General features: G+C 53.9%; 25 protein-coding genes. 23 read left to right on the forward strand and 2 right to left on the reverse strand.

Annotation, left to right across the window (positions count from 1 at the left end):
• Positions 1-7: 7 nt before the first annotated feature.
• On the reverse strand, positions 8-1,114 hold the full coding sequence (locus tag JXQ85_RS05920; RefSeq protein ID WP_421747960.1) for a dimethylsulfoniopropionate demethylase: 1,107 nt from the start codon (positions 1,112-1,114) through the stop codon (positions 8-10).
• A gap of 367 nt (positions 1,115-1,481) precedes the next feature.
• On the reverse strand, positions 1,482-1,865 hold the full coding sequence (locus JXQ85_RS05925; protein ID WP_421747961.1) for a GFA family protein: 384 nt from the start codon (positions 1,863-1,865) through the stop codon (positions 1,482-1,484).
• A 146-nt stretch (positions 1,866-2,011) separates the two neighbouring features.
• Between JXQ85_RS05925 and JXQ85_RS05930 the strand changes: the two genes are divergently transcribed.
• The 23 genes from JXQ85_RS05930 (at position 2,012) to JXQ85_RS06040 (ending at position 20,093) form a co-directional block, all read left to right on the forward strand.
• A complete protein-coding gene (locus JXQ85_RS05930) occupies positions 2,012-2,350 on the forward strand; it encodes an ArsR/SmtB family transcription factor (protein ID WP_421747962.1) in 339 nt (112 codons plus the stop codon).
• On the forward strand, positions 2,337-2,780 hold the full coding sequence (locus tag JXQ85_RS05935) for an SRPBCC family protein (protein ID WP_421747963.1): 444 nt from the start codon (positions 2,337-2,339) through the stop codon (positions 2,778-2,780). Before JXQ85_RS05930 ends, JXQ85_RS05935 begins: the two co-directional genes overlap by 14 nt.
• Before the next feature lie 21 nt (positions 2,781-2,801).
• Entirely contained in the window at positions 2,802-3,182 is a 381-nt protein-coding gene (locus tag JXQ85_RS05940) for a DUF1761 family protein (protein ID WP_421747964.1), read from the forward strand.
• A 107-nt stretch (positions 3,183-3,289) separates the two neighbouring features.
• The gene (pyrC, locus tag JXQ85_RS05945; RefSeq protein WP_421747965.1) at positions 3,290-4,330 is read left to right on the forward strand and encodes a dihydroorotase; all 1,041 of its coding nucleotides are present in this window, start codon (positions 3,290-3,292) and stop codon (positions 4,328-4,330) included.
• A gap of 70 nt (positions 4,331-4,400) precedes the next feature.
• Positions 4,401-5,081, forward strand: a complete 681-nt coding sequence (locus JXQ85_RS05950) for an orotate phosphoribosyltransferase (RefSeq protein WP_421747966.1) — start codon at positions 4,401-4,403, stop codon at positions 5,079-5,081.
• Positions 5,082-5,358: 277 nt separating this feature from the next.
• Complete coding sequence (locus JXQ85_RS05955) at positions 5,359-6,864, forward strand: replicative DNA helicase (protein WP_421747967.1); 1,506 nt, start codon at positions 5,359-5,361, stop codon at positions 6,862-6,864.
• Positions 6,864-7,844 carry a hypothetical protein gene (locus JXQ85_RS05960; RefSeq protein WP_421747968.1) on the forward strand — a complete coding sequence of 327 codons (981 nt, stop codon included), beginning with the start codon at positions 6,864-6,866 and terminating at the stop codon, positions 7,842-7,844. Before JXQ85_RS05955 ends, JXQ85_RS05960 begins: the two co-directional genes overlap by 1 nt.
• Before the next feature lie 21 nt (positions 7,845-7,865).
• Positions 7,866-8,240 carry a hypothetical protein gene (locus JXQ85_RS05965; RefSeq protein ID WP_421747969.1) on the forward strand — a complete coding sequence of 125 codons (375 nt, stop codon included), beginning with the start codon at positions 7,866-7,868 and terminating at the stop codon, positions 8,238-8,240.
• Positions 8,241-8,299: 59 nt separating this feature from the next.
• Positions 8,300-9,334: an alanine racemase gene (gene alr / locus JXQ85_RS05970; RefSeq protein ID WP_421747970.1), complete on the forward strand. Its 1,035-nt coding sequence runs from the start codon at positions 8,300-8,302 to the stop codon at positions 9,332-9,334.
• Complete coding sequence (locus JXQ85_RS05975; RefSeq protein ID WP_421747971.1) at positions 9,331-10,116, forward strand: MlaE family ABC transporter permease; 786 nt, start codon at positions 9,331-9,333, stop codon at positions 10,114-10,116. The genes alr and JXQ85_RS05975 overlap by 4 nt, the downstream gene beginning before the upstream one ends.
• Positions 10,113-10,871, forward strand: a complete 759-nt coding sequence (locus tag JXQ85_RS05980) for an ABC transporter ATP-binding protein (RefSeq protein ID WP_421747972.1) — start codon at positions 10,113-10,115, stop codon at positions 10,869-10,871. Before JXQ85_RS05975 ends, JXQ85_RS05980 begins: the two co-directional genes overlap by 4 nt.
• Complete coding sequence (locus JXQ85_RS05985; RefSeq protein ID WP_421747973.1) at positions 10,868-11,287, forward strand: hypothetical protein; 420 nt, start codon at positions 10,868-10,870, stop codon at positions 11,285-11,287. Before JXQ85_RS05980 ends, JXQ85_RS05985 begins: the two co-directional genes overlap by 4 nt.
• 163 nt (positions 11,288-11,450) lie before the next feature.
• Complete coding sequence (locus JXQ85_RS05990) at positions 11,451-12,254, forward strand: DNA repair protein (RefSeq protein ID WP_421747974.1); 804 nt, start codon at positions 11,451-11,453, stop codon at positions 12,252-12,254.
• A 125-nt stretch (positions 12,255-12,379) separates the two neighbouring features.
• Positions 12,380-12,808 (forward strand): paraquat-inducible protein A, encoded by a 429-nt coding sequence (locus JXQ85_RS05995; protein WP_421747975.1) that lies wholly within the window; start codon positions 12,380-12,382, stop codon positions 12,806-12,808.
• A gap of 43 nt (positions 12,809-12,851) precedes the next feature.
• The gene (radA, locus tag JXQ85_RS06000) at positions 12,852-14,219 is read left to right on the forward strand and encodes a DNA repair protein RadA (RefSeq protein WP_421747976.1); all 1,368 of its coding nucleotides are present in this window, start codon (positions 12,852-12,854) and stop codon (positions 14,217-14,219) included.
• A 36-nt stretch (positions 14,220-14,255) separates the two neighbouring features.
• Positions 14,256-14,810, forward strand: a complete 555-nt coding sequence (locus JXQ85_RS06005; protein ID WP_421747977.1) for a CvpA family protein — start codon at positions 14,256-14,258, stop codon at positions 14,808-14,810.
• Between the two features lie 180 nt (positions 14,811-14,990).
• The gene (locus tag JXQ85_RS06010; RefSeq protein ID WP_421747978.1) at positions 14,991-15,305 is read left to right on the forward strand and encodes a hypothetical protein; all 315 of its coding nucleotides are present in this window, start codon (positions 14,991-14,993) and stop codon (positions 15,303-15,305) included.
• Positions 15,290-16,798, forward strand: coding sequence for an amidophosphoribosyltransferase (gene purF, locus JXQ85_RS06015; RefSeq protein ID WP_421747979.1), 1,509 nt, complete (start codon positions 15,290-15,292; stop codon positions 16,796-16,798). Before JXQ85_RS06010 ends, purF begins: the two co-directional genes overlap by 16 nt.
• Complete coding sequence (locus JXQ85_RS06020; RefSeq protein ID WP_421747980.1) at positions 16,799-17,227, forward strand: DUF1284 domain-containing protein; 429 nt, start codon at positions 16,799-16,801, stop codon at positions 17,225-17,227. It abuts the gene before it with no gap.
• 116 nt (positions 17,228-17,343) lie between these two features.
• A complete protein-coding gene (locus tag JXQ85_RS06025; RefSeq protein WP_421747981.1) occupies positions 17,344-17,835 on the forward strand; it encodes a phosphoribosyl-AMP cyclohydrolase in 492 nt (163 codons plus the stop codon).
• An 82-nt stretch (positions 17,836-17,917) separates the two neighbouring features.
• Positions 17,918-18,562 (forward strand): SDR family NAD(P)-dependent oxidoreductase, encoded by a 645-nt coding sequence (locus JXQ85_RS06030; RefSeq protein WP_421747982.1) that lies wholly within the window; start codon positions 17,918-17,920, stop codon positions 18,560-18,562.
• A 104-nt stretch (positions 18,563-18,666) separates the two neighbouring features.
• Complete coding sequence (gene surE, locus JXQ85_RS06035) at positions 18,667-19,449, forward strand: 5'/3'-nucleotidase SurE (protein ID WP_421747983.1); 783 nt, start codon at positions 18,667-18,669, stop codon at positions 19,447-19,449.
• Positions 19,446-20,093 carry a protein-L-isoaspartate(D-aspartate) O-methyltransferase gene (locus JXQ85_RS06040; protein WP_421747984.1) on the forward strand — a complete coding sequence of 216 codons (648 nt, stop codon included), beginning with the start codon at positions 19,446-19,448 and terminating at the stop codon, positions 20,091-20,093. Before surE ends, JXQ85_RS06040 begins: the two co-directional genes overlap by 4 nt.
• The last annotated feature ends 34 nt before the right edge of the window (positions 20,094-20,127 follow it).

Raw genomic sequence — 20,127 nt, forward strand, 5'->3', positions numbered from 1 at the left:
CTTTACCTCACTTGCTCCAAAATTCAGCTTTTACCTCTGCCTGTCGGGGGCCATTTGATGTATCGATGTCAAGAATGGTTCCAGCATCCCAACTGCCCGTTTCCACCATTCCAATCGCAATGTTTTCCTGAAAATCTGGCGACCAAGCCGCGGATGTTACAGAGCCGACTTGCTTGCCCTCTTTAAACAGCGGCCATGGGGCTGTCGGTGGCGTCACGGCGTCTCCACTAATGGTAATCGGTCGAACTTCACGTGAAGGGCCGTTAGCGATCTCTTGTTCTAAGATTTCGCGCCCAATGAAATCATTGTTTTCAGCAGGTTTACAAAAGCGACCCAGGTCACATTCCAGCGGTGTATTTGCCATGGTCATGTCGTTTCCGTAGCTTAACAATCCACCCTCTACGCGTTCGATCAGATTTGGGCAGCCTGCCCTTACGTTCAGATCAGCGCCGGCATCAAACAATGCATCCCAAAGCGGCATCGCGTAAATTTCATTCTCCACGTAAATTTCATAGCCACCTTGCTTGGAATAACCTGATCGGGCGACAATGAATTTGGTGTCCTTAAATCGCATCCATTTATATCTGAAAAATCCAATGCTTCGAACTTCATCACCGAAAACACGCGCCATAAGATCGTCAGCTTTTGGACCCTGAACCGCAAGCGGGTAAACATCAGGCTCAATCACGCGAACATTCAAACCTGCGCCAATGGCCAATCCTTTGACCCAGAACAGAAGATCACTATCCGCAATCGAAATCCACCAACGATCGTCACTATGTTTAATGGCCACGGGATCATTCAACATCCCGCCGTTTTCATCGACGACCGGAACATAATAGCACTGGTCATCCTGCATTTTATCCAAGTTTCGAGGCGTCAAACGCTTCATTAACTTTGAGGCATCCGGTCCCCACAATTCCACCTGCCGCTCACAGGAAACATCCCAGACCTGCACATGATTTTTCAGATGGTGGTAATCGGCTTCTACACTTTCAAAAACCGTTGGCAGCAACATCCGGTTGTAGACAGTATACGCTTTCACACCATTGCGCTTCACTCCTGGCGTAAATGGCGTTTCCCGTAGACGACGAGATTTCGACAGCAAGCTCATGTTCTAACTACCTAATTATGGGGTGATCCTTTTGCTACAGCGTCAGGAATGTACCGGTGGTCATCTAAAGTTTGGCAGAACTGGCGACAGTCGATGCTGTAAATTCTGCTTAACAAAGATTACCTTTGCGGCGTTCTTTTTATGCGGCAAGCAATTTAATCTTGTCGGAAATTTTTACGCTGCGTAACAATCGATGGTGTCCAAACGGGTTTTGAACCGACTGCATAGGTATGCCTGCCCGCCGCGCCCAATTTTCCACCAATAAGCTTGAAGAATGACCTCGATGCTACCAGGCGCGAACAAACGCTTCGGAGCACGACTTGCCCCAGTTAAATTCAAAAAAGAATGGCTTAAGAATTACCGCAATTCAGTATTTCTGAATCTGCGGCGCATCATCGGCAATGTCATAATAATCTCCTTTGTCTTTCACAAAGATATGCCGGCCCATCGTAAATCCACTGGCATCATCAAGACACCCTGCCCCAACGGACATGTGGTTTTCGTCAAACATGCGGTAAAACAGACTTGAGCCGCAATTGGCACAGAACCCGCGTTCCGCCCAGTCTGACGACTTAAACCAGGTTAGCCCGTCGTCTTTAAGGAACCGGTAATCTTCTTTGTTTGCCATGGTGGAGGCCCAAAAATGGCCGCTAACCCGTCGGCATTGGCCACAATGGCAGCCCGTCACCGTATCCCTTAGGTTTTTCACTTCAAATCGAACCGACCCGCATTCACATCCGCCTGTGTGCATTGGCTGTCATCTCCTTCGTTACGACCCCTCTGACCTTCTGCGCATTCTTCGCACCACTCAAGTCAATTAATGTGATGAGACATATCATTCACCCAAAAGGTTGACTGACTTAAGTCATCATGTTATTCACCCATATGGTTGAACGAATGGATCAAACCCAACTCACAGAGATCATGAAGGCCGCAAGCGATCCCACGCGCCGCGCCCTGCTGACGCTGCTCGCTCAGCACGGACCCAGCCGTGTGACTGCCCTGGCCACGCATTTTGACATGAGCCTCAACTCTGTCTCCAAACACATCAAAGTGCTGGAGAAGGCTGGGCTTGTGGTGCGCCGCACCGAATGGCGCGAGCACATCATCGAAGTGCAGATGGAGCCCCTGCGCCTCATCGACATGTGGTTTGCTGAGTTGCGTTCGATCTGGGCCATGCGCCTTGAGGCGCTGGACGATATTTTGACAATGGAGACTGCCAATGACGACAACTGACATCAGAACCGACCTAAGCCTATCAGTCGATCGCGTAATCGCGGCGACACCTGAGAAGGTGTTCAATGCCTGGCTGAACCCTGCGCTGCTTGGAAAGTTCATGCGCCCGGGGCCTGACATGGATGAAGCCCGCTGCACCACTGATGCCCAAGAAGGCGGCACCTATGAAATCATCATGAAAGCCGGTGATCAGGAGATCCCTCACAAGGGCACCTATAAAAAGATCGCCCCGCACAGCCAGATCATCTTTACCTGGGAAAGCGCCTTTTCCCCTGCAGAAAGCGAAGTCACACTCGACATCCGCCCCGAAGGCGAAGGCAGTCATATCCGCCTCACCCATGTCACGTTCTACGATGAAGAAACGCGCGACAATCACCAGGGCGGATGGACACAGATCCTAGCGACCTTGGACAGCGCTTTAACGGCTTAATCTGAAACCGGAAGGACAATCATGGAAAGTGAAGCACTCAACCTAACAGCAGTATTGGTCGGCACTGTCGTGGCCTTCATTGCAGGCTGGATTTACTACAGCGTGAAGCCAATCCGCATCACATGGGCCGAAGGCTCGCGGATCAGCAGTGAGCCACCGGAAAAAATGCCGATGATGGCGATGGGCTTGCAAGTTGCTGGGCTATTCCTCTTGGCATTGGTCATAGTCATGACGGCGAAAACCAACGCGCTTTTCACCGCCATCGCCGCCATTCTGGCCACCGCTGTCATGGTCATGGCACAGGATACCTTTTCTCAGAAATCGACGGCAGCCATCGTCATTGACGGAATATTTGTCGTGCTCGCCGGTGTGATCATGATTGTCTGTCAGGGCGTTTTTTGACCACCCAATCAAATCCATACAAAGCCCGCCCAACTCGGCGGGCTTTTTCTTTAAAAGACGCTGCAAAGCCTCTAGCACCGATGCGCCAACCGGTGTAATCGGCTGTTATGACCCAAAGCCTGACGATTGCCCGCCCCGACGATTGGCACCTTCACCTGCGCGATGGCGCAATGCTGAAAGCCGTTCTGCCAGAGACCGCCCGCCATTTCGCCCGTGCGATCATCATGCCAAACTTGGTCCCACCCGTTACCACAGGCGCCATGGCTGCGGCTTATAAAGAGCGCATTATGGCGGCGCTACCTGATGGGATGACTTTTGATCCGCTGATGGTTCTTTACCTAACTGAGGACACAGATCCAGAAGATGTTGCCGCGGCACATGCATCCGGTCTCGTGAAAGCTGTGAAGCTGTACCCCGCAGGCGCGACAACCAACTCAGCCTCCGGTGTTCAGAACTTTGACAACGTCCGTCCGGTTCTGGAAAAAATGGCTGAGATCGGCCTGCCGCTGTGTGTGCATGGTGAAGTCACCAACCACGACGTTGATATCTTTGATCGCGAGGCAGTCTTTATTGATCGCGTGCTGGATCCAATCCGCAAGGCCACACCAGATCTGCGCGTCATCATGGAGCATATCACCACCAAAGATGGCGTCGATTATGCCAAGTCCGGCGGTGACAACCTTGGTGCCACCATCACCACGCACCACCTGATCATCAACCGCAACCATATCCTCGCAGGTGGCATCAAACCGCATTATTATTGCCTACCGGTCGCGAAACGCGAAAACCATCGCCTCGCCCTGCGCGAAGCGGCAACCTCTGGCGACAAAACCTTCTTCCTTGGCACGGATTCAGCGCCACACACGGATGAAAACAAATTCCTGCCCTGTGGCTGCGCCGGTTGTTTCACCGCGACCAACACCATGCCTCTGCTCGCCCATGTCTTCGAAGAAGAAGGTGCGCTTGATAAGCTCGAAGGCTTTGCTTCGCAAAACGGTCCTGCCTTCTATGGCCTGCCCATCAACAGCGACACGATCACACTGACCAAATCCGACACAGCAACGGTCTTTCCTGAAAAAATCGAATGCGACGACGGCCCGGTCACTGTCTTTGACCCCGGCTACCCAGTCTATTGGAATGTGACCTAAGTCCATTCACCTTTCTCAAAATACTCAATTCACCAACGCTGCCACGCCCACACCGCCAAAGGAACACACTATGATCCCAACCAGCTTCCCAACCGCCGAAGAAATGGCCCGCCTCACCGCGCGCATGCTGCTTGAGATCAAAGCCGTTAACTTCAACACCAAAGAGCCGTTCATTCTGGCCTCTGGTCTGCCGAGCCCAAGCTATATTGATTGTCGCAAGCTGATCTCTTACCCGCGCATCCGCAGCACATTGATGGATTTCATGACCGTCACAGTCATGCGCAACGCCGGCTTTGAGGCCTTTGACAATATTGCTGGCGGCGAAACGGCTGGTATTCCGTTCTCAGCGCTGGTGGCGGAACGTATGGCGCTGCCCATGACCTATGTGCGCAAGAAGCCAAAGGGATACGGCCGTAACGCGCGTATTGAAGGCGACATGAGCGAAGGTCAGCGCGTTCTTCTTGTTGAAGACCTGACAACCGATGGCGGCTCTAAGCTGTCCTTCGTGGACGCGATCCGCGAGACCGGCGCGACCTGCGGCCACACAGCCGTGATTTTCTACTACGATATCTTCCCTGAAACGACCAAAACACTGGGCGATCACGGTGTCGAGTTGCATTACCTTTGCACATGGTGGGACGTCTTGGCTGAAGCGCGCGCGCAAGAGGCCTTTGACGCCGAAACCCTGAATGAGGTTGAAAGCTTCCTAAAGGACCCGCGCGCCTGGCAGGATGCAAATAAACAAGATTAAGCCTGTGGAAAGCCTGTGCACAAAATGCGCAGGTTCGCCGATTCGAAGTCTCATTTCACGATAGATTTGGCATATGGCCCCGCCTGTGCCACTATATCTAGGTGACAGCAAAATTCGCGCCACTAAGGCGCGGATTTATCCACATCAAATTCCCAAGGTTATCCTCGGACCTTTCCAGATTTGAGGACAGCCAAAATTCCGCTATCAAAACCTCACACCACCAAAGTGGGGGCACGCGGATAAAACAAGACCCGCGCTATAAAATCCGGGGAGCAGTATGAACGAGCTAACGACAATAAACTCCGGTGTCCCCGAGGCGCTTAATACACAGGCCGCATCTGCGCAGGACGGTGATCCGATGCCGCATTCCATTGAAGCTGAACAACAGCTTCTGGGCGCGATTCTGACCAATAACGATATCTTTGATCGCGTCGCATCGGTGATCAATTCCTCGCACTTCTATGATCCGGTTCATGCCCGCATCTACGAAGTCGCCCATGCGCGCATTGCGAAGAACAACCTGGCGTCCCCTGTGACGCTGAAAGCCTTCCTTGAGGATGACGAGGGGCTCAAGGAGCTTGGCGGGCCAGCCTATCTGGCCCGTCTGGCCGCCTCTGCGATCTCGGCCTATGCGGCCAAAGACTATGCGCAGATGATCTATGACATGGCGATCCGGCGCGAGCTGATTGGCCTTGGCAATGAAATCTCAAGCCGCGCCCAAACCATGGATGTGGCCGAAGAGCCTCGCGAACAGATCGTTCAGGCCGAACAAGCGCTTTATAAGCTCTCGGAACAAGGCAAGACCGACAGCGGTTTTGTATCCTTCCTTAAGGCGGTTACCGAAGCGGTGAACACCGCGAACGCCGCCTATCAACGCGACGGTGGTCTTGCCGGTGTCTCGACCGGCCTCATTGATATGGACAAAAAGCTTGGTGGTTTGCACCCGTCTGACTTGTTGATCCTTGCGGGTCGTCCGTCGATGGGGAAAACCTCGCTTGCGACCAACATCGCCTTTAACGTGGCCAAAGCCTATAAAAAGGGCATTCGTCCTGATGGCACTGAAGGCACAGTCGAAGGTGGCGTTGTTGGGTTTTACTCACTTGAAATGAGCTCTGAGCAGCTTGCCGCGCGTATTCTCTCTGAGGCTGCTCAAGTACCGTCACAGCAGATCCGCTCTGGCGACATGACCGAAGAAGAGTTCCGCCGCTTTGTGGATGCTGCGAAGTCTTTGGAAGCCTGCCCACTCTTTATTGATGACACCCCGGCCCTGCCGATTGCACAGCTTGCCGCGCGTGCGCGTCGTCTGAAACGAACACATGGTCTGGATCTTTTGATCATCGACTACCTGCAGCTCTGCCGCGGTACCGCTGAAAACCGGGTGCAGGAAATCGGCGAAATTTCCATGGGTATGAAAGCCATCGCCAAGGAGCTGAACATCCCGGTGATCGCCCTCTCCCAGTTGTCTCGTGGGGTTGAAAGCCGTGACGATAAACGCCCACAGCTGTCTGACCTGCGGGAATCGGGTTCGATCGAACAGGATGCCGACGTGGTCATGTTCGTGTTCCGCGAGGAATACTACAAAGAACGTGAAAAACCCGGCGAGCACGATCTGGAACGTATGGCAGCCTGGCAAGAGGAGATGGAACGCCTGCACGCCCGCGCCGAAGTCATCATCGGCAAACAGCGTCACGGCCCGATTGGCACCGTAGATCTGTCGTTTGAAAGCAGATTTACGCGCTTTGGCAACCTCGCCAAACCATGGCAGCAGGAACCAGAATTCTAATGGTTTCGACGGAAAGCTCCGAACGACCAAAATTAATCATCCACGTGGGCTCCCAGAAAACGGGCACCACGACCATTCAGGGTTTCCTAAAGAACTCGACCGAGTCTTTGTCAGAGGCCGGTGTGCATTATCTCAACACCGGCCGCACCAATATCGCCCATAATATTATGATCAAAATGATCCGCAACGGGCGCGGCCCCGGTATGGCCAAGCGGATGATCAAAGAGATGGGCCGCAATCGTGGCAAAACCTGCGTGATCTCATCCGAAATGTTCTTTCGCCCGGATATGGCAGACTATTTTGCCAAGTATTTCCCGCAGGACCTGCGCGCCCATTCCAAGGTCGTGGTCTATCTGCGCCGGCAAGACAAATTCGCAGAAGCCATGTGGAAACAACGGGTTAAGAACGGGCGTTACACTGGAACCCCGATGGATTACCTGTCGCAAAACAAAAACCTGAACTATCTGCCTACACTGAATTACTACGCCGATGTCTTTGGTCGTGAAAACCTGATCGTGCGCCCTTTTGAACGCCCACATTTCCCCGACGGCGATGTGCTACTGGACTTTGCTCAACATTGTCACGTGCCGGTTGAACTCGCCAAAGCCTATGATCTGCCATCTTCGAATGCGACCCTGAGCAAAGAGGTCTCCGAAGGGCTTGGGCAGCTCAACCGTGACAAGTCAGGCATCAACACACGTCAATTGATCCGCATCCTAAGCCGCCTTAAGCCTGAAGGCGCGATCCGAAGTGGGGATTGCTACGATCTTGAAACCCGCCGAGATGTTATGGCCGGGTTCGCCGAAATCAACGAAGACATCCGTGCAACCTACTGCCCAGAACTGGACCGTCTTTTTGACACCGATGATCTAGATGACGATGCCTCTTATCCGGAATTGAACCCGTCAGTTTTGGCCCTACATCAGGCGCAGGCTCGAGCGGCCATCGATCTCGCGATTGCAGAGTTAAACGCAGACTAACCACGGTCAGGATTTCCCGACATGTCAAAGATTACGTTCCAACAGCTTTCGACATTCACGGCCGCCCTCGCTCTTTGCCTTGCGACACTATTGGTTTTTGCCCCATCCGTGATCTACTGGCTGTTCGGACTTACGACGAATGACGCAACCGATCTCATGGCCAAACGCGCCGCAGGCCTTTTTCTTGGCTACGTTGTTCTCAGCTGGAGCATTCGCAAAGCCGCCCCATCTGAATTGCGGCGAAGTATCTCACACGCGATGATCACCATGTTTCTGATCTTGGCAGGGCTCAGCTTCTATGAATTCTTCAGAGGTTTCGCGGGCCCAGGTATTCTATTGGCCGCTGTGACCGAGTGCATTCTGGCTGCGCTTTATTTCCGTCACAGCAAGACCTGAATGCGGCCCGCTGTGACTTCATACTTGACCTCTCTTCTCCTTGGCTTCAACAAACACCCATGGCTACTGCAAGACTAACAATCGACCTCGCTGCGCTGGTGCGCAATTGGCAAGCACTCGACGCGAAAACCGACTGCGAAACCGCCGCTGTGATCAAAGCTGATGGCTATGGGCTGGGTGCGACCCGCGTCGCTAAGACTTTGGCCAATGCGGGCGTGCGCAAGTTTTTTGTCGCCGCTACCGAGGAAGGTGCCGAAGTACGCCAAGCCTTAGGACCTGGACCAGAAATCAATATCTTTTCAGGCCATATGTCAGGCGACACCGATATGATCGGTGATCTGCAACTAACGCCGATCGTGAATTCCATCGATCAAATGTTGCGCCACGTGGAAAGCCTGCCCAATCACCCGTTTGGCGTCCAACTGGACACAGGTATGAACCGTCTCGGCATGGAACCCGCCGAATGGGCTGCCTTGCGCGACATTGCCCTGCAGCAAAACCCGACGTTGATCATGTCTCATTTGTCTTGCGCTGACGCGCCAGATCACGCCATGAATGCCCAACAGTTGCGTGTTTTCAAAGAGATGACAGAGGGTTTGGATGTTCCCCGCAGCCTAGCGGCGACCGGCGGCATTCTGCTGGGCAAAGACTACCATTTTGACCTGACCCGCCCGGGCGTTGGCCTTTACGGTGGCGCACCGTTTGAAGATGCGGAACCGGTTGCGCATGTCTCAATTCCAGTTATCCAATGCCGCGACGTCGATCCCGGTGAAACCGTAGGCTATTCCAACACATGGACCGCAAACCGCCCAAGCCGTGTGGCCACCATTGCGGCAGGATACGCCGATGGTCTGCCCCGCATTATGGGCGAGAATATCTCGGTCTATCACGGCAGCACAGCCTGCGCCGTCATTGGTCGCATCTCGATGGATATGATCGCGGTAGACATCACAGACCTTGGCGAAGATCCCAAAGCGCTCGACATTCTGACTGAGGATCAAACCGTTGATGTCCTGGCTGATGCAGCTGGTACCATTGGCTATGAAATCCTGACGTCCTTGGGTGGACGCTATATGCGGCGCTACACATCATGACGGCTTTAACGGCGCCTTTGGCCCATATCGGTCGTGCTGTATTGGGCTTTCTAGCTGTCACTGGCCGCGTGTCCCTATTTGCCTTTGATGGCATCAGCCATATCTTTCGCCCACCGTTCTACTGGCGCGAGTTCCTTACGGCGCTCTTGCAGATTGGTTGGCTGTCGCTGCCCGTTGTAGGTCTGACCGCCTTCTTCACAGGTGGTGCGCTGGCCTTGCAAATCTTCGCCGGCGGCGCGCGTTTCTCAGCTGAGGCTGTGGTGCCCCAGATTGTAGCCATCGGCATGGTGCGCGAGCTGGGTCCCGTTTTGGTTGGCCTGATGATCGCGGCTCGTGTGACCAGCTCGATTGCCGCCGAAATCGCCACCATGAAAGTCACAGAGCAAATCGACGCCCTGGTGACGCTCTCAACCCATCCAATGAAATACCTCACCGCACCACGTGTCTTGGCCGCTCTTATTGTGGTGCCACTACTGGTTGGCGTCGGAGATATCATCGGCATCTTTGGCGGCTACATTGTGGGCACGCAGCAACTGGGTTTCAATCCAGCAAGCTACATTAAGAACACGGTAAACTTCCTTGAATTCGCTGATATTTTCAGCTCCATGGTCAAGGGCTGCGTCTTTGGGGGCATCGCCGCAACCATGGGCTGCTACTTTGGCATGCAGTCAGGGCGCGGCGCGCAGGGCGTGGGTCAAGCCACCAAAGCCTCGGTGCAAGCCGCCGCTGTTTTGATCTTGGCTGCTAACTTCCTTCTGACGTCGGTGTTTTTCACATCATGATTACGCTTGAGAATGTGCATAAGTCCTTTGGCCCCAAACAGGTTCTGCGCGGCGTCGATCTGACCATCCCCAAAGGCGAGTCCATGGTCATTATCGGCGGCTCTGGCACTGGGAAGTCCGTCACTTTGAAATCCGTTCTGGGCCTTGTGACACCGGATCAAGGCAAGATTATTGTCGACGGGCAAGACGTCACCCATGCCCAGATTGGCAAAGACCGCGACGCATTTTTGGCGCGCTTTGGCATGCTTTTTCAGGGTGGCGCCCTCTTTGACAGTCTGACCGTCTGGCAAAACGTTGCCTTTCGTCTACTACGTGGCTCTTTGAAAAAACCAAAAGCCGAAGCCCGCGAGATTGCCATCGAAAAGCTGCGCCGAGTGGGCCTGACACCCGATGTGGCCGACCTTTTTCCGTCAGAACTCTCTGGCGGCATGCAGAAACGCGTCGGCCTTGCCCGCGCCATTGCGGCAGAGCCTGAAATCATCTTTTTTGACGAACCCACGACTGGTCTTGATCCGATCATGTCGGGCGTTATCAACGATCTGATCCGCGAAATCGTCGTCGAAATGGGCGCCACCGCGATGACCATCACCCATGACATGACCTCTGTGCGCGCCATCGCAGACAAGGTCGCTATGTTGCATGACGGGGTGATCAAATGGACGGGCCCGATCGCACAGTTGGATGAAAGCGGCGATCCCTACTTGGATCAATTCATTCATGGCCGTGCTGAAGGGCCGATTGAAGCCGTGAGATGAACGAGCCGTTATTCCTAGTATCTGAGATTCCTCCGACCCGCTGGGAGTTGATGGGTTATTGGATTTTGGGATTGAGTATCTTCGGAGCCCCTCTATTTGCGGGCCTATCCTTCTTTGTGAAAAGAAAAATGGGTGAGTTACATCCGACTATTTATACAGGGTTATTCTTGGCAAGCATTTGGGCGGGCTGGTTGTTGTTATCGTTGGTATTCCCGGACTTTCGTCGCCAAGTAATTCCGAAACCACTTGTAAACTATATTTGGGTGTTTCTTTATTTCTTCGTACTCATCGACTGGATCGTAACGTTTAAAATAACCGGACTACGCTACTGGATACTTGACGCTCTAACATTCATCATTTTTGTTTTGCCGTTGCTAACCTTCGTGCTTCTTCTGAAGTTTCATCCCGCTCATTAACAAATAGTGCCGGATGTTTATCTTAGCTGAATTTAGCTTGTCTGTTTGTCAGTGTTTCCCCCTAAGAAACAATCCCCCCCACACTACATTACTGTTTGTAAACATTTTTTTACTTAACAAATCGTTAACCAAATGAGATCATGGCCCCCTAAGGGGACAAGATATGAGTAATGGGTTCAGCGGTTTCGCACTGACAGCAGTGCGTTTGGTTCAGTCTTTGGCACTTACAGCTTTGGTCGCAGCGGCGCTCGCCATGCTGCTTTGGTCCGCCCTGGCGGCCGTCGGCATTTGGCCTTGGCTTGGGCTGGAATTGACACTTGGTGAGACCATCGTTCAAAACGCTGGCCTCTATGTTCAAATCGGTCTGACCGTGCTTGCAATTGGTCTTTGTGTTTTCCTGCCGGCCAATGCGCGCATCCTTAGCCTTGAAAAATCGCACCGCAAGTTTTCCGTTGATATGGATGATATCGTACGCGCCTACCAAATCAGCCATCAGTCTGATCGCAAAGGCGTTTTCGCGCTGTCCAAGGAATTTGACTCCGTGCGCGAACGCCTGAAGCATTTGCGCGAACATCCCGATCTTGGCGATCTTGAGCCCGAGATTTTGGATATCGCGGCGCAGATGTCTTTCCAGTCCCGTGACCTTGCGAAAATCTATTCTGAGGACAAGGTTGAGCGCGCCTATCAGTTCCTGACCCATCGTCAGGAAGAGGCCGATAAAATGGCGGATCGCCTTGCTGCTGCGCGTCAGACCTGTGACGAGCTGCGTCGCTGGCTTGAGGACGTTGAAGCCGAAGAACGGATCGCCAAACAACAAATCGAACGCCTCGAATCTGACCTCTTCGAATTACTGCCTAGCATTGGATATGAGCTCGACGGAGACCCAAATGTGGTCAAACTAGAACCTAAATCCGGAGCCGACAAAGCCTCTGGCAAGGATGATAGCCGCCCGAAACGGTTGAGCTAGGTCGTTCTTCAGCCCTCAATTCTAAGCCCAACTATGCGATCGAAACGGATTTTCATCCTTCATGGGTGAAATCAACACCAAGATGGCTTACCTCTGGCGCGACAATAAAGCATGCCGGAGATCCAATGCTACGTTATCTGAACCTTGCCCTGCTGATCTTGTTTCCGATCAGCTGGTTCGCCCCGTTGATGCGCGCCGGGATCTTACCAATTTTTGGCCTGTCAGAGATTTCCGTTATCTCCGGCCTCATCGAGCTTTTTCAAAGCGATATCCTGTTGGCCCTACTCATCACGGTCTTTGCATTGGTTGCGCCGATGGCCAAGACCGTTGGCATCGCAATGATCCATTTTGGAAGATTAACTGATCGCGCGAAGCCCTTCTTTGAGGTCATGGGAAAATTGGCCATGGCCGATGTGTTTCTGATCGCGCTTTATGTGGTGATCGTAAAAGGCGTTGGATTGGCCACTGTAGAAACCGCTTGGGGGCTTTATTTGTTCAGCGGTTGCATCCTCGCCTCGCTTGCAATCAGCCACCTGACAAAACGCCTTTCTTAAGGTCTTTCATTGACCCCATTCAAAATTGGGGTAAAACGAGAACATGGCAAAGGCAAAAACCTCATTCTCATGTTCGGCCTGCGGGTCGGTCTTTAACAAATGGTCCGGGCGCTGCGATGGCTGTGGCGAATGGAATACAATCAGCGAAGACACAGGTATTTCAGCGGGACCAACCAAGGCGACGCTTGGTAATTCCAAAGGTAAATCGGTGCACCTGACCGATCTGCGTACCGAGGAATCACCACCTCCGCGTAGCCTATCCGGTCTGGCTGAACTTGATCGCGTCCTTGGCGGCGGCTTGGTCCCCGCCTCTGCTATCCTTGTGGGCGGCGATCCGGGCATTGGTAAATCCACGCTTCTTCTGCAAGCCGCTGCACAATTTGCCCGCCAAGGTTTGAAAACCATCTATGTCTCAGGCGAAGAGGCCTCTGCTCAGGTGCGCATGCGCGCACAGCGTCTGGATTTAACGGATGCACCTGTGCAATTGGCGGCTGAAACCAACCTGCGTGATATCCTAACAACTCTGGATCAAGAGAAGCCGCAATTGGCTATTATCGATTCAATCCAGACCATGTGGTCGGATAACGTCGGTTCTGCGCCGGGATCGGTCAGTCAGGTCCGTGCTGCAGCACATGAGTTGGTGTCATTCGCCAAACGCAAGAACATCGCGATTGTCATTGTGGGACATGTGACCAAAGACGGCCAAATCGCAGGTCCGCGTGTGGTCGAACATATGGTCGACACGGTGCTTTACTTTGAAGGCGAGCGTGGTCATCAGTTCCGCGTCTTGCGCGCAGTGAAAAACCGGTTTGGCGCGGCAGATGAAATTGGCGTCTTTGAAATGACAGGCCGCGGTCTTGCAGAGGTGACCAACCCATCAGCTCTATTCCTGTCAGAGCGTGGCACCCCCGCCCCCGGCTCTGTTGTTTTTGCAGGCATTGAAGGTACACGGCCGGTTTTGGTCGAGTTGCAGGCGCTTGTGGCTCCAAGCCCCCACGCGCAGCCTCGTCGCGCCGTTGTCGGCTGGGACAACAGCCGCCTTGCGATGATCCTTGCCGTCCTAGAGGCGCGCTGCGGCATCCCATTCACAGGGCTTGATGTCTACCTAAACGTCGCCGGTGGCATGAAAATCAATGAACCTGCCGCTGATTTAGCTGTTGCCGCCGCGCTACTATCTGCGCGGGAAGACGCGAGTATCCCCGCTGACACTGTCGTTTTCGGCGAAATTTCCCTCTCCGGTGCCCTCAGACCGGTCAGTCAGACAGAAAACAGGTTGAAAGAAGCTCAAAAACTTGGTTTCACGTCTGCAATAGCTCCGAAAGGTGGCAAATCTCCGAGCGTGGCAGGCATGGCGCTCAACCAATTGGCAGATTTGACGCAATTCGTAGGGGACACATTCGGCGCAGGCTAAGGGCCACGGCGACTTGGGACAGAGGGATAGAAAACCATGGAAGGTTTCACCATCATCGACGCCGTTGTGGCGGGCGTCATCATCCTGTCGGCACTGCTGGCATATTCGCGAGGACTGGTGCGCGAAGGCATGGCCATTCTAGGATGGGTCGCTGCGGCGGTTCTGGCCTTCATGTTTGCACCTCAGGTCGAACCTCTTGTGAAAGAGATCCCGGTCGTTGGCGAATTCCTTGCAGACAGTTGTGAACTGGCGATGATCGCAGCAGCCGGTGCCGTATTTGCAGGCGCGCTGGTGCTGGTATCCTTTTTTACCCCGCTCTTTTCGTCTTTGGTGCAACGCTCAGCCCTCGGCGGCTTGGATCAGGGCCTTGGGTTCCTTTTTGGCGTGCTGCGCGGCATCCTGTTGGTGGCCGTCGCCTTCTTTGTCTACGAAACCGTCGTGACAAGCCAAGACATTGCCATGGTGGATGACAGCCGTTCCGCGGCAGTCTTTGCCCGTGTCACTGGCCAAATCGAAGATCGCAACCCAACTGCTGCTTTGGGCTGGATCACCGGTCAATACGAACAGCTTGTTGGAAACTGCGGTCAGTAAGACAGCGCCTAGATCACAAAGACCGAAAATTGGTTGAAATTGAAACGGGGTACTCGCGCTGAGTACCCCGTTTTTTATTGCTTTTGTGATGTGGCCTGTCGCTTTTGTTAACCTGCTTGAAAACGAATGTGTTAGTTTCGTGACATATGCGGCCCAACCCTCTAAGAGGTGCCCAGCGAGATGAATGGATTCGGAGTAAGCTCCTTGCCAAGCCAGCAGACCACAGCCAGCGCCACGATCGGGCTTTTGTCCGTGCGCGATTCTGCGGGTCTGTCGCATCCTCATAAGATGAACGCGGCCTATGGCTATTGGACGCCGAAACCTCATACTCGCAAGATCGCCCCTATTGCATCTGCACATCTGCCTTCACACCTGCCCGATCCGCGCAGGTGTTTTTTATTGTCTGATGACGAGACATCGGATGGCATGGTGGCATCACCTTTTGAACGACCAACACCTCACGACATTGGAGCCAGCGCATGTGCGGCATTCTAGGCATCTCTAATCGCAACAGCCACGTCTTTGCGGAACTCTACGACGGCTTGCTGATGCTGCAACACCGGGGCCAAGACGCCTCTGGCATGGTGACCTACAACGGTGAATTCTTCCGCGAGAAGAAAGCCAATGGCCTGGTGAAAGACGTTTTTGATGCCGCCGAGGCGGAAACTCTGCTGGGCAAAGTGGGCATCGGCCATGTGCGTTACCCAACTGCTGGCTCATTGTCTGCCGCCGAAGCGCAACCATTCTTTGTGAACGCACCGTACGGCATCTATCTCGTGCACAACGGAAACATCACCAACACCGAAGAGCAGCGCTCTAAGGTTACTGGCAAATACAGCCGTCATCTGCGCACAACATCTGATTCCGAAATCATGCTGAACGTCCTGGCCGACAAAGTGGCAGACGCGATCAAAGTGAATGGCAACAACGAGCCAATCCGCAATCTGTTTGCTGGCGTAAAAATGATGATGGAGCGCATCCAAGGCGCCTATTCCGTGATCACCATGGTCGCAGGTGTGGGCATGTTGGCCTTCCGTGACCCACATGGCATTCGCCCGCTTTCTGTTGCAAAACGCGAAGCCGAAGGTGAAGGCGACGACTATGCCTTTGCCTCTGAAGATGTTGCCTTTGGCATCAACGGATTTGAAAAACTGCGCGACGTAAAACCTGGCGAAGCGATCCTGATTGATCTGGATGGCAATATGCACACGTATCAGGCCGCTGAAGGCAAGCTGACACCTTGCATCTTTGAATATGTCTATTTGGCGCGTCCCGATACGCTGCTGGATGGGATTTCTGTCTACAAATCACAGATCCGCATGGGCCAAACTTTGGCAAAGCAAATCCAAGATCTGGATCTGGAAATCGACAGCATCATTCCTGTACCTGATTCAGCGCGCCCTGTTGCCCTGGAAGTCTCTAACGCCACAGGCATCCGCTATCGCGAGGGCCTCGTGAAAAACCGCTACGTGGGCCGGACCTTCATCATGCCGGGCCAAGAAGAGCGCCAGAAATCCGTGCGTCGCAAACTGAACGCTGTTTCACTGGAATTCAAAGACAAGAACGTGCTGCTGATTGACGACTCCATCGTACGCGGCAACACGATCAAAAAGATCGTTCAAATGTGTCGCGAAGCCGGTGCCAAGAAGGTCTATGTCGCAAGTGCTTCTCCACCGGTAAAATACCCGAATGTGTATGGCATCGACATGCCGACCAAGCACGAGTTGATTGCCAATGGCCGCGACATTGAAGAGATCCGCGAAGAGCTGGGTTGCGACGCCTTGGTCTATCAACATCTGGAAGATTTGATTTGGGCTGCCAAAGAAGGCAACCCAGAGATTGAGCAATTTGACTGTTCTTGCTTTAACGGCGAGTACATCACCGGCTCGGTGTCCGAAAACTATCTGGATCAGCTAGAACAAAGCACACGCGTGAGCGCGAAAATCAAAGACATGCCATCTGGGAAAAAGATGGCAGCGACCGCCTAAATGACCGGCCGCGGCGCCCCCATACGATATCGCCCGCATCACTTTCTGTGTTCGCTGGGCTTTCAGGGCGCGGGGTATTCCTCAGCTTTCACCGCCAATATGAGCGACATCGTCGATGGGCGTTTGCGCGAAGCAGGCGGTGAAAACACCAAGATCACCGTGACCTTTGTCGCCGATAGCATCTGCACCCCCTGCCCGGAACGCCGCGGTCTGGGCTGCGTGAAGATCAACACGATCAAACAGCTCGATGAGCGCCACGCCAAGGCTTTGGGCCTGCGAGATGGTGACTGTATTTCCTGGGGCGAGGCCCTGAAACGCATCAAGGCAAATGTGCAGCCGGGGTCGCTTTCAACACTGTGCCAGAATTGCCAATGGCTCGAGCTTGGGGCCTGTGAAGCAGCTTTGGAGCGATTACATAACGCCGAATAGTGTATTTCACAGAATGTGACGCTTCGTTGCATCGAAGTGTAGGCACAACAGGCACGTTTTTCATCGACGCTTGTCCCCTCAGCCGCTAAAACCGCGCCGGAACAACGCGCTTACACATGACAAAGGATCACAACATGTCGATCACCGAAGCAGAAATCACAGCAGCTGGTAAAATCTGGGGCGACGCATTGGTTGCCGTTTCTAAAGCTTACGAAGCTGATGGCATCGATGGCGCGCGTGCAGTGGCCGAAGGTGCTCTGGATGCGGCCTACGGCTATAACCTTGGCCCGGTGCTCTTCAAACCTACCCTCGCCGGTGGCGAACAAACCTTCCGCACCACTCGCAAAGGCGCGCTGTCTTATTTCGTGGGGCACGATGCGGAATACCCAAAGGACGGCGGCTTCGGCATCAAAAACTGGCGCACCGTGGTCTTTGACACGGCTGCAACCTTTGTCGAAGGCGACGTGGCTATGTGGATGGGCTGGGTGACCTTCACCGACAAAGACGGCAACGTCACTAAGGTCGACAAGACTTTCGGCTACAAGAAAGACGAAGCAGGCACTCTGCGCATTGTGCTGCACCACTCTTCTCTGCCATTTCAGGGCTAAATGACAATTCTTCGGTAGCCTGCGTCATTCAGGCTGCCGGAATGACCTTGACCAATCGCGCACAAGGGATCAAACCCACCCCATGACTGATAAAATCGCACTCGTCACAGGCGCATCGCGCGGCCTTGGTTTTGCTTTTGCCGAAGCATTGGCACCGGATTATCATATCGTCGCCGTTGGGCGCACGGTAGGTGGGCTTGAAGATCTTGATGACAAGATCAAAGCCAAAGGTGGTCAAGCCACTTTGGCCCCGATGGACATCACTAATGTTGACGCCATGGCGCAGCTTTGCCGGTCGGTTTACGATCGCTGGGGCAAGATCGACCTTTGGGTGCATGCGGCTGTACATGGTGCGCCTTTGACACCTGCAGATCATATCGACGCCAAAGACTGGACTAAATCCGTGGCCAGCAACGTCACCGCGACCGGTCAGTTGATCCCATTTTTGTCTCCGCTGTTGGGCACAACAGGTCAGGCGATCTTCTTTGACGATCCGCAGGCTGGTGAGAAGTTCTTTGGCTCCTATGGGGCCACAAAAGCCGCGCAGATCGCTTTGGCGAAAAGCTGGCAGGCCGAAACTGCAACCACCGGCCCAAAGGTGCACGTGCTTGCGCCACAGCCGATGCCAACTGGCACCCGTGCGCGTTTCTTCCCGGGTGAGCCGCGCGAAGCGCTTGCAAATCCTCATGATGAAGCCGCGCGTCTGCTGAAAGAACTTGCCGTTTAATCCCTAATGCGACCGGGAATTGGCGAACTTTCATTCTGATGCTTGCTGCACTGGTCCCTCTCGCATAGAGAGGGAGAAACGCAGACATATCCCGAGGCCGAAGCATGCGCATTTTGATCACCAATGACGATGGCATCAACGCTCCGGGTCTTGAGGTACTGCACAGGATAGCCACCGAAATTGCGGGCCCCGAGGGCGAAGTCTGGACCGTTGCCCCGGCTTTCGAGCAATCCGGCGTAGGCCATTGCATCAGCTACACGCATCCCACCATGATCAGCCAGATGGGCGACCGACGCTATGCCGCTGAAGGCAGTCCGGCGGATTGTGTGCTGGCGGGCATCTACGATGTCTTTGAAGGGGCACGCCCTGATCTGGTTTTATCCGGTGTGAACAAGGGCAATAACTCTGCTGAGAACACGGTCTATTCCGGCACCATTGGTGCTGCGATGGAGGCTGCACTTCAAGGTGTGCCGGCAATCGCGCTGTCGCAATTCTACGGGCCTGACAATGCAGATTTGGACGATCCGTTTGAAGCAAGTGCGGCCCATGGCGTTGCCGTGGTGCGCAAAATCCTAGCGGCAAACATGCCCGATGATCAGCCCTATCGCCTATTCTACAATGTGAACTTCCCACCCGTGCCAGCTGTCGACGTCAAAGGCATCAAGGTTGTCACGCAGGGGCGTCGTCAGGATGTGAACTTTGGGGTCAAAGCCGAAACCAGCCCTGCTCGACGTCGTTTTCTTTGGGTAACAGGTGGTGATCAACGGGCGGATGCCGGCCAAGGCAGTGATTCAAATGCCAACCTTGACGGATATATTTCCGTCACCCCTATGCGGGCAGATCTGACGGCCTATGATGCGCTTGAGGCTTTGAAAGAGATCGAATGACGGACTCCCTCGCAGAACGCAAAATGCAATTCATGTTCGCCCTGCGCAGCAAGGGTGTCACGGATATGTCTGTGCTCTCGGCCATGGAAAAGATCGATCGCGGGCTGTTTGTAAAAGGTCTGTTTGCAGATCGCGCCTATGAGGACACCCCCCTGCCCATTCCCTGCGGTCAGACAATCAGTCAGCCGTCTGTTGTGGGTCTGATGACCCAAGCGCTGAATGTTTCGCCACGCGATAAGGTTTTGGAGGTTGGCACGGGCTCTGGCTATCAAGCCGCCATTCTCAGCCAACTGGCGCGTCGCGTGTATACCGTGGATCGTCACCGCCGCCTCGTGGCTGGTGCGCAAAAGATTTTCCAAGAGCTGGATCTGGCCAATGTCACCGCCTTTGCTGCGGACGGCAGCTTTGGTCTGCCGGACCAAGCACCCTTTGATCGCATCATTGTAACTGCCGCTGCTGAGGATGCTCCGGGGCCGTTGCTGGCTCAGCTCAAAGTGGGCGGCATCATGGTGGTCCCCGTCGGACAATCCGATGCGGTGCAATCCATGATCAAAGTCACGCGTTCTGAGGATGGGTTTGAATATGACGAAATCCGTCCGGTGCGCTTTGTGCCGCTACTGGAAGGGATGGCACGTGACAATTAGGCAGTTATTTGCCTATAAGACGCCAGTTCATGTG

The sequence above is a fragment of the Cognatishimia sp. genome, assembly GCF_049116455.1.
Taxonomy (GTDB): domain Bacteria; phylum Pseudomonadota; class Alphaproteobacteria; order Rhodobacterales; family Rhodobacteraceae; genus Cognatishimia.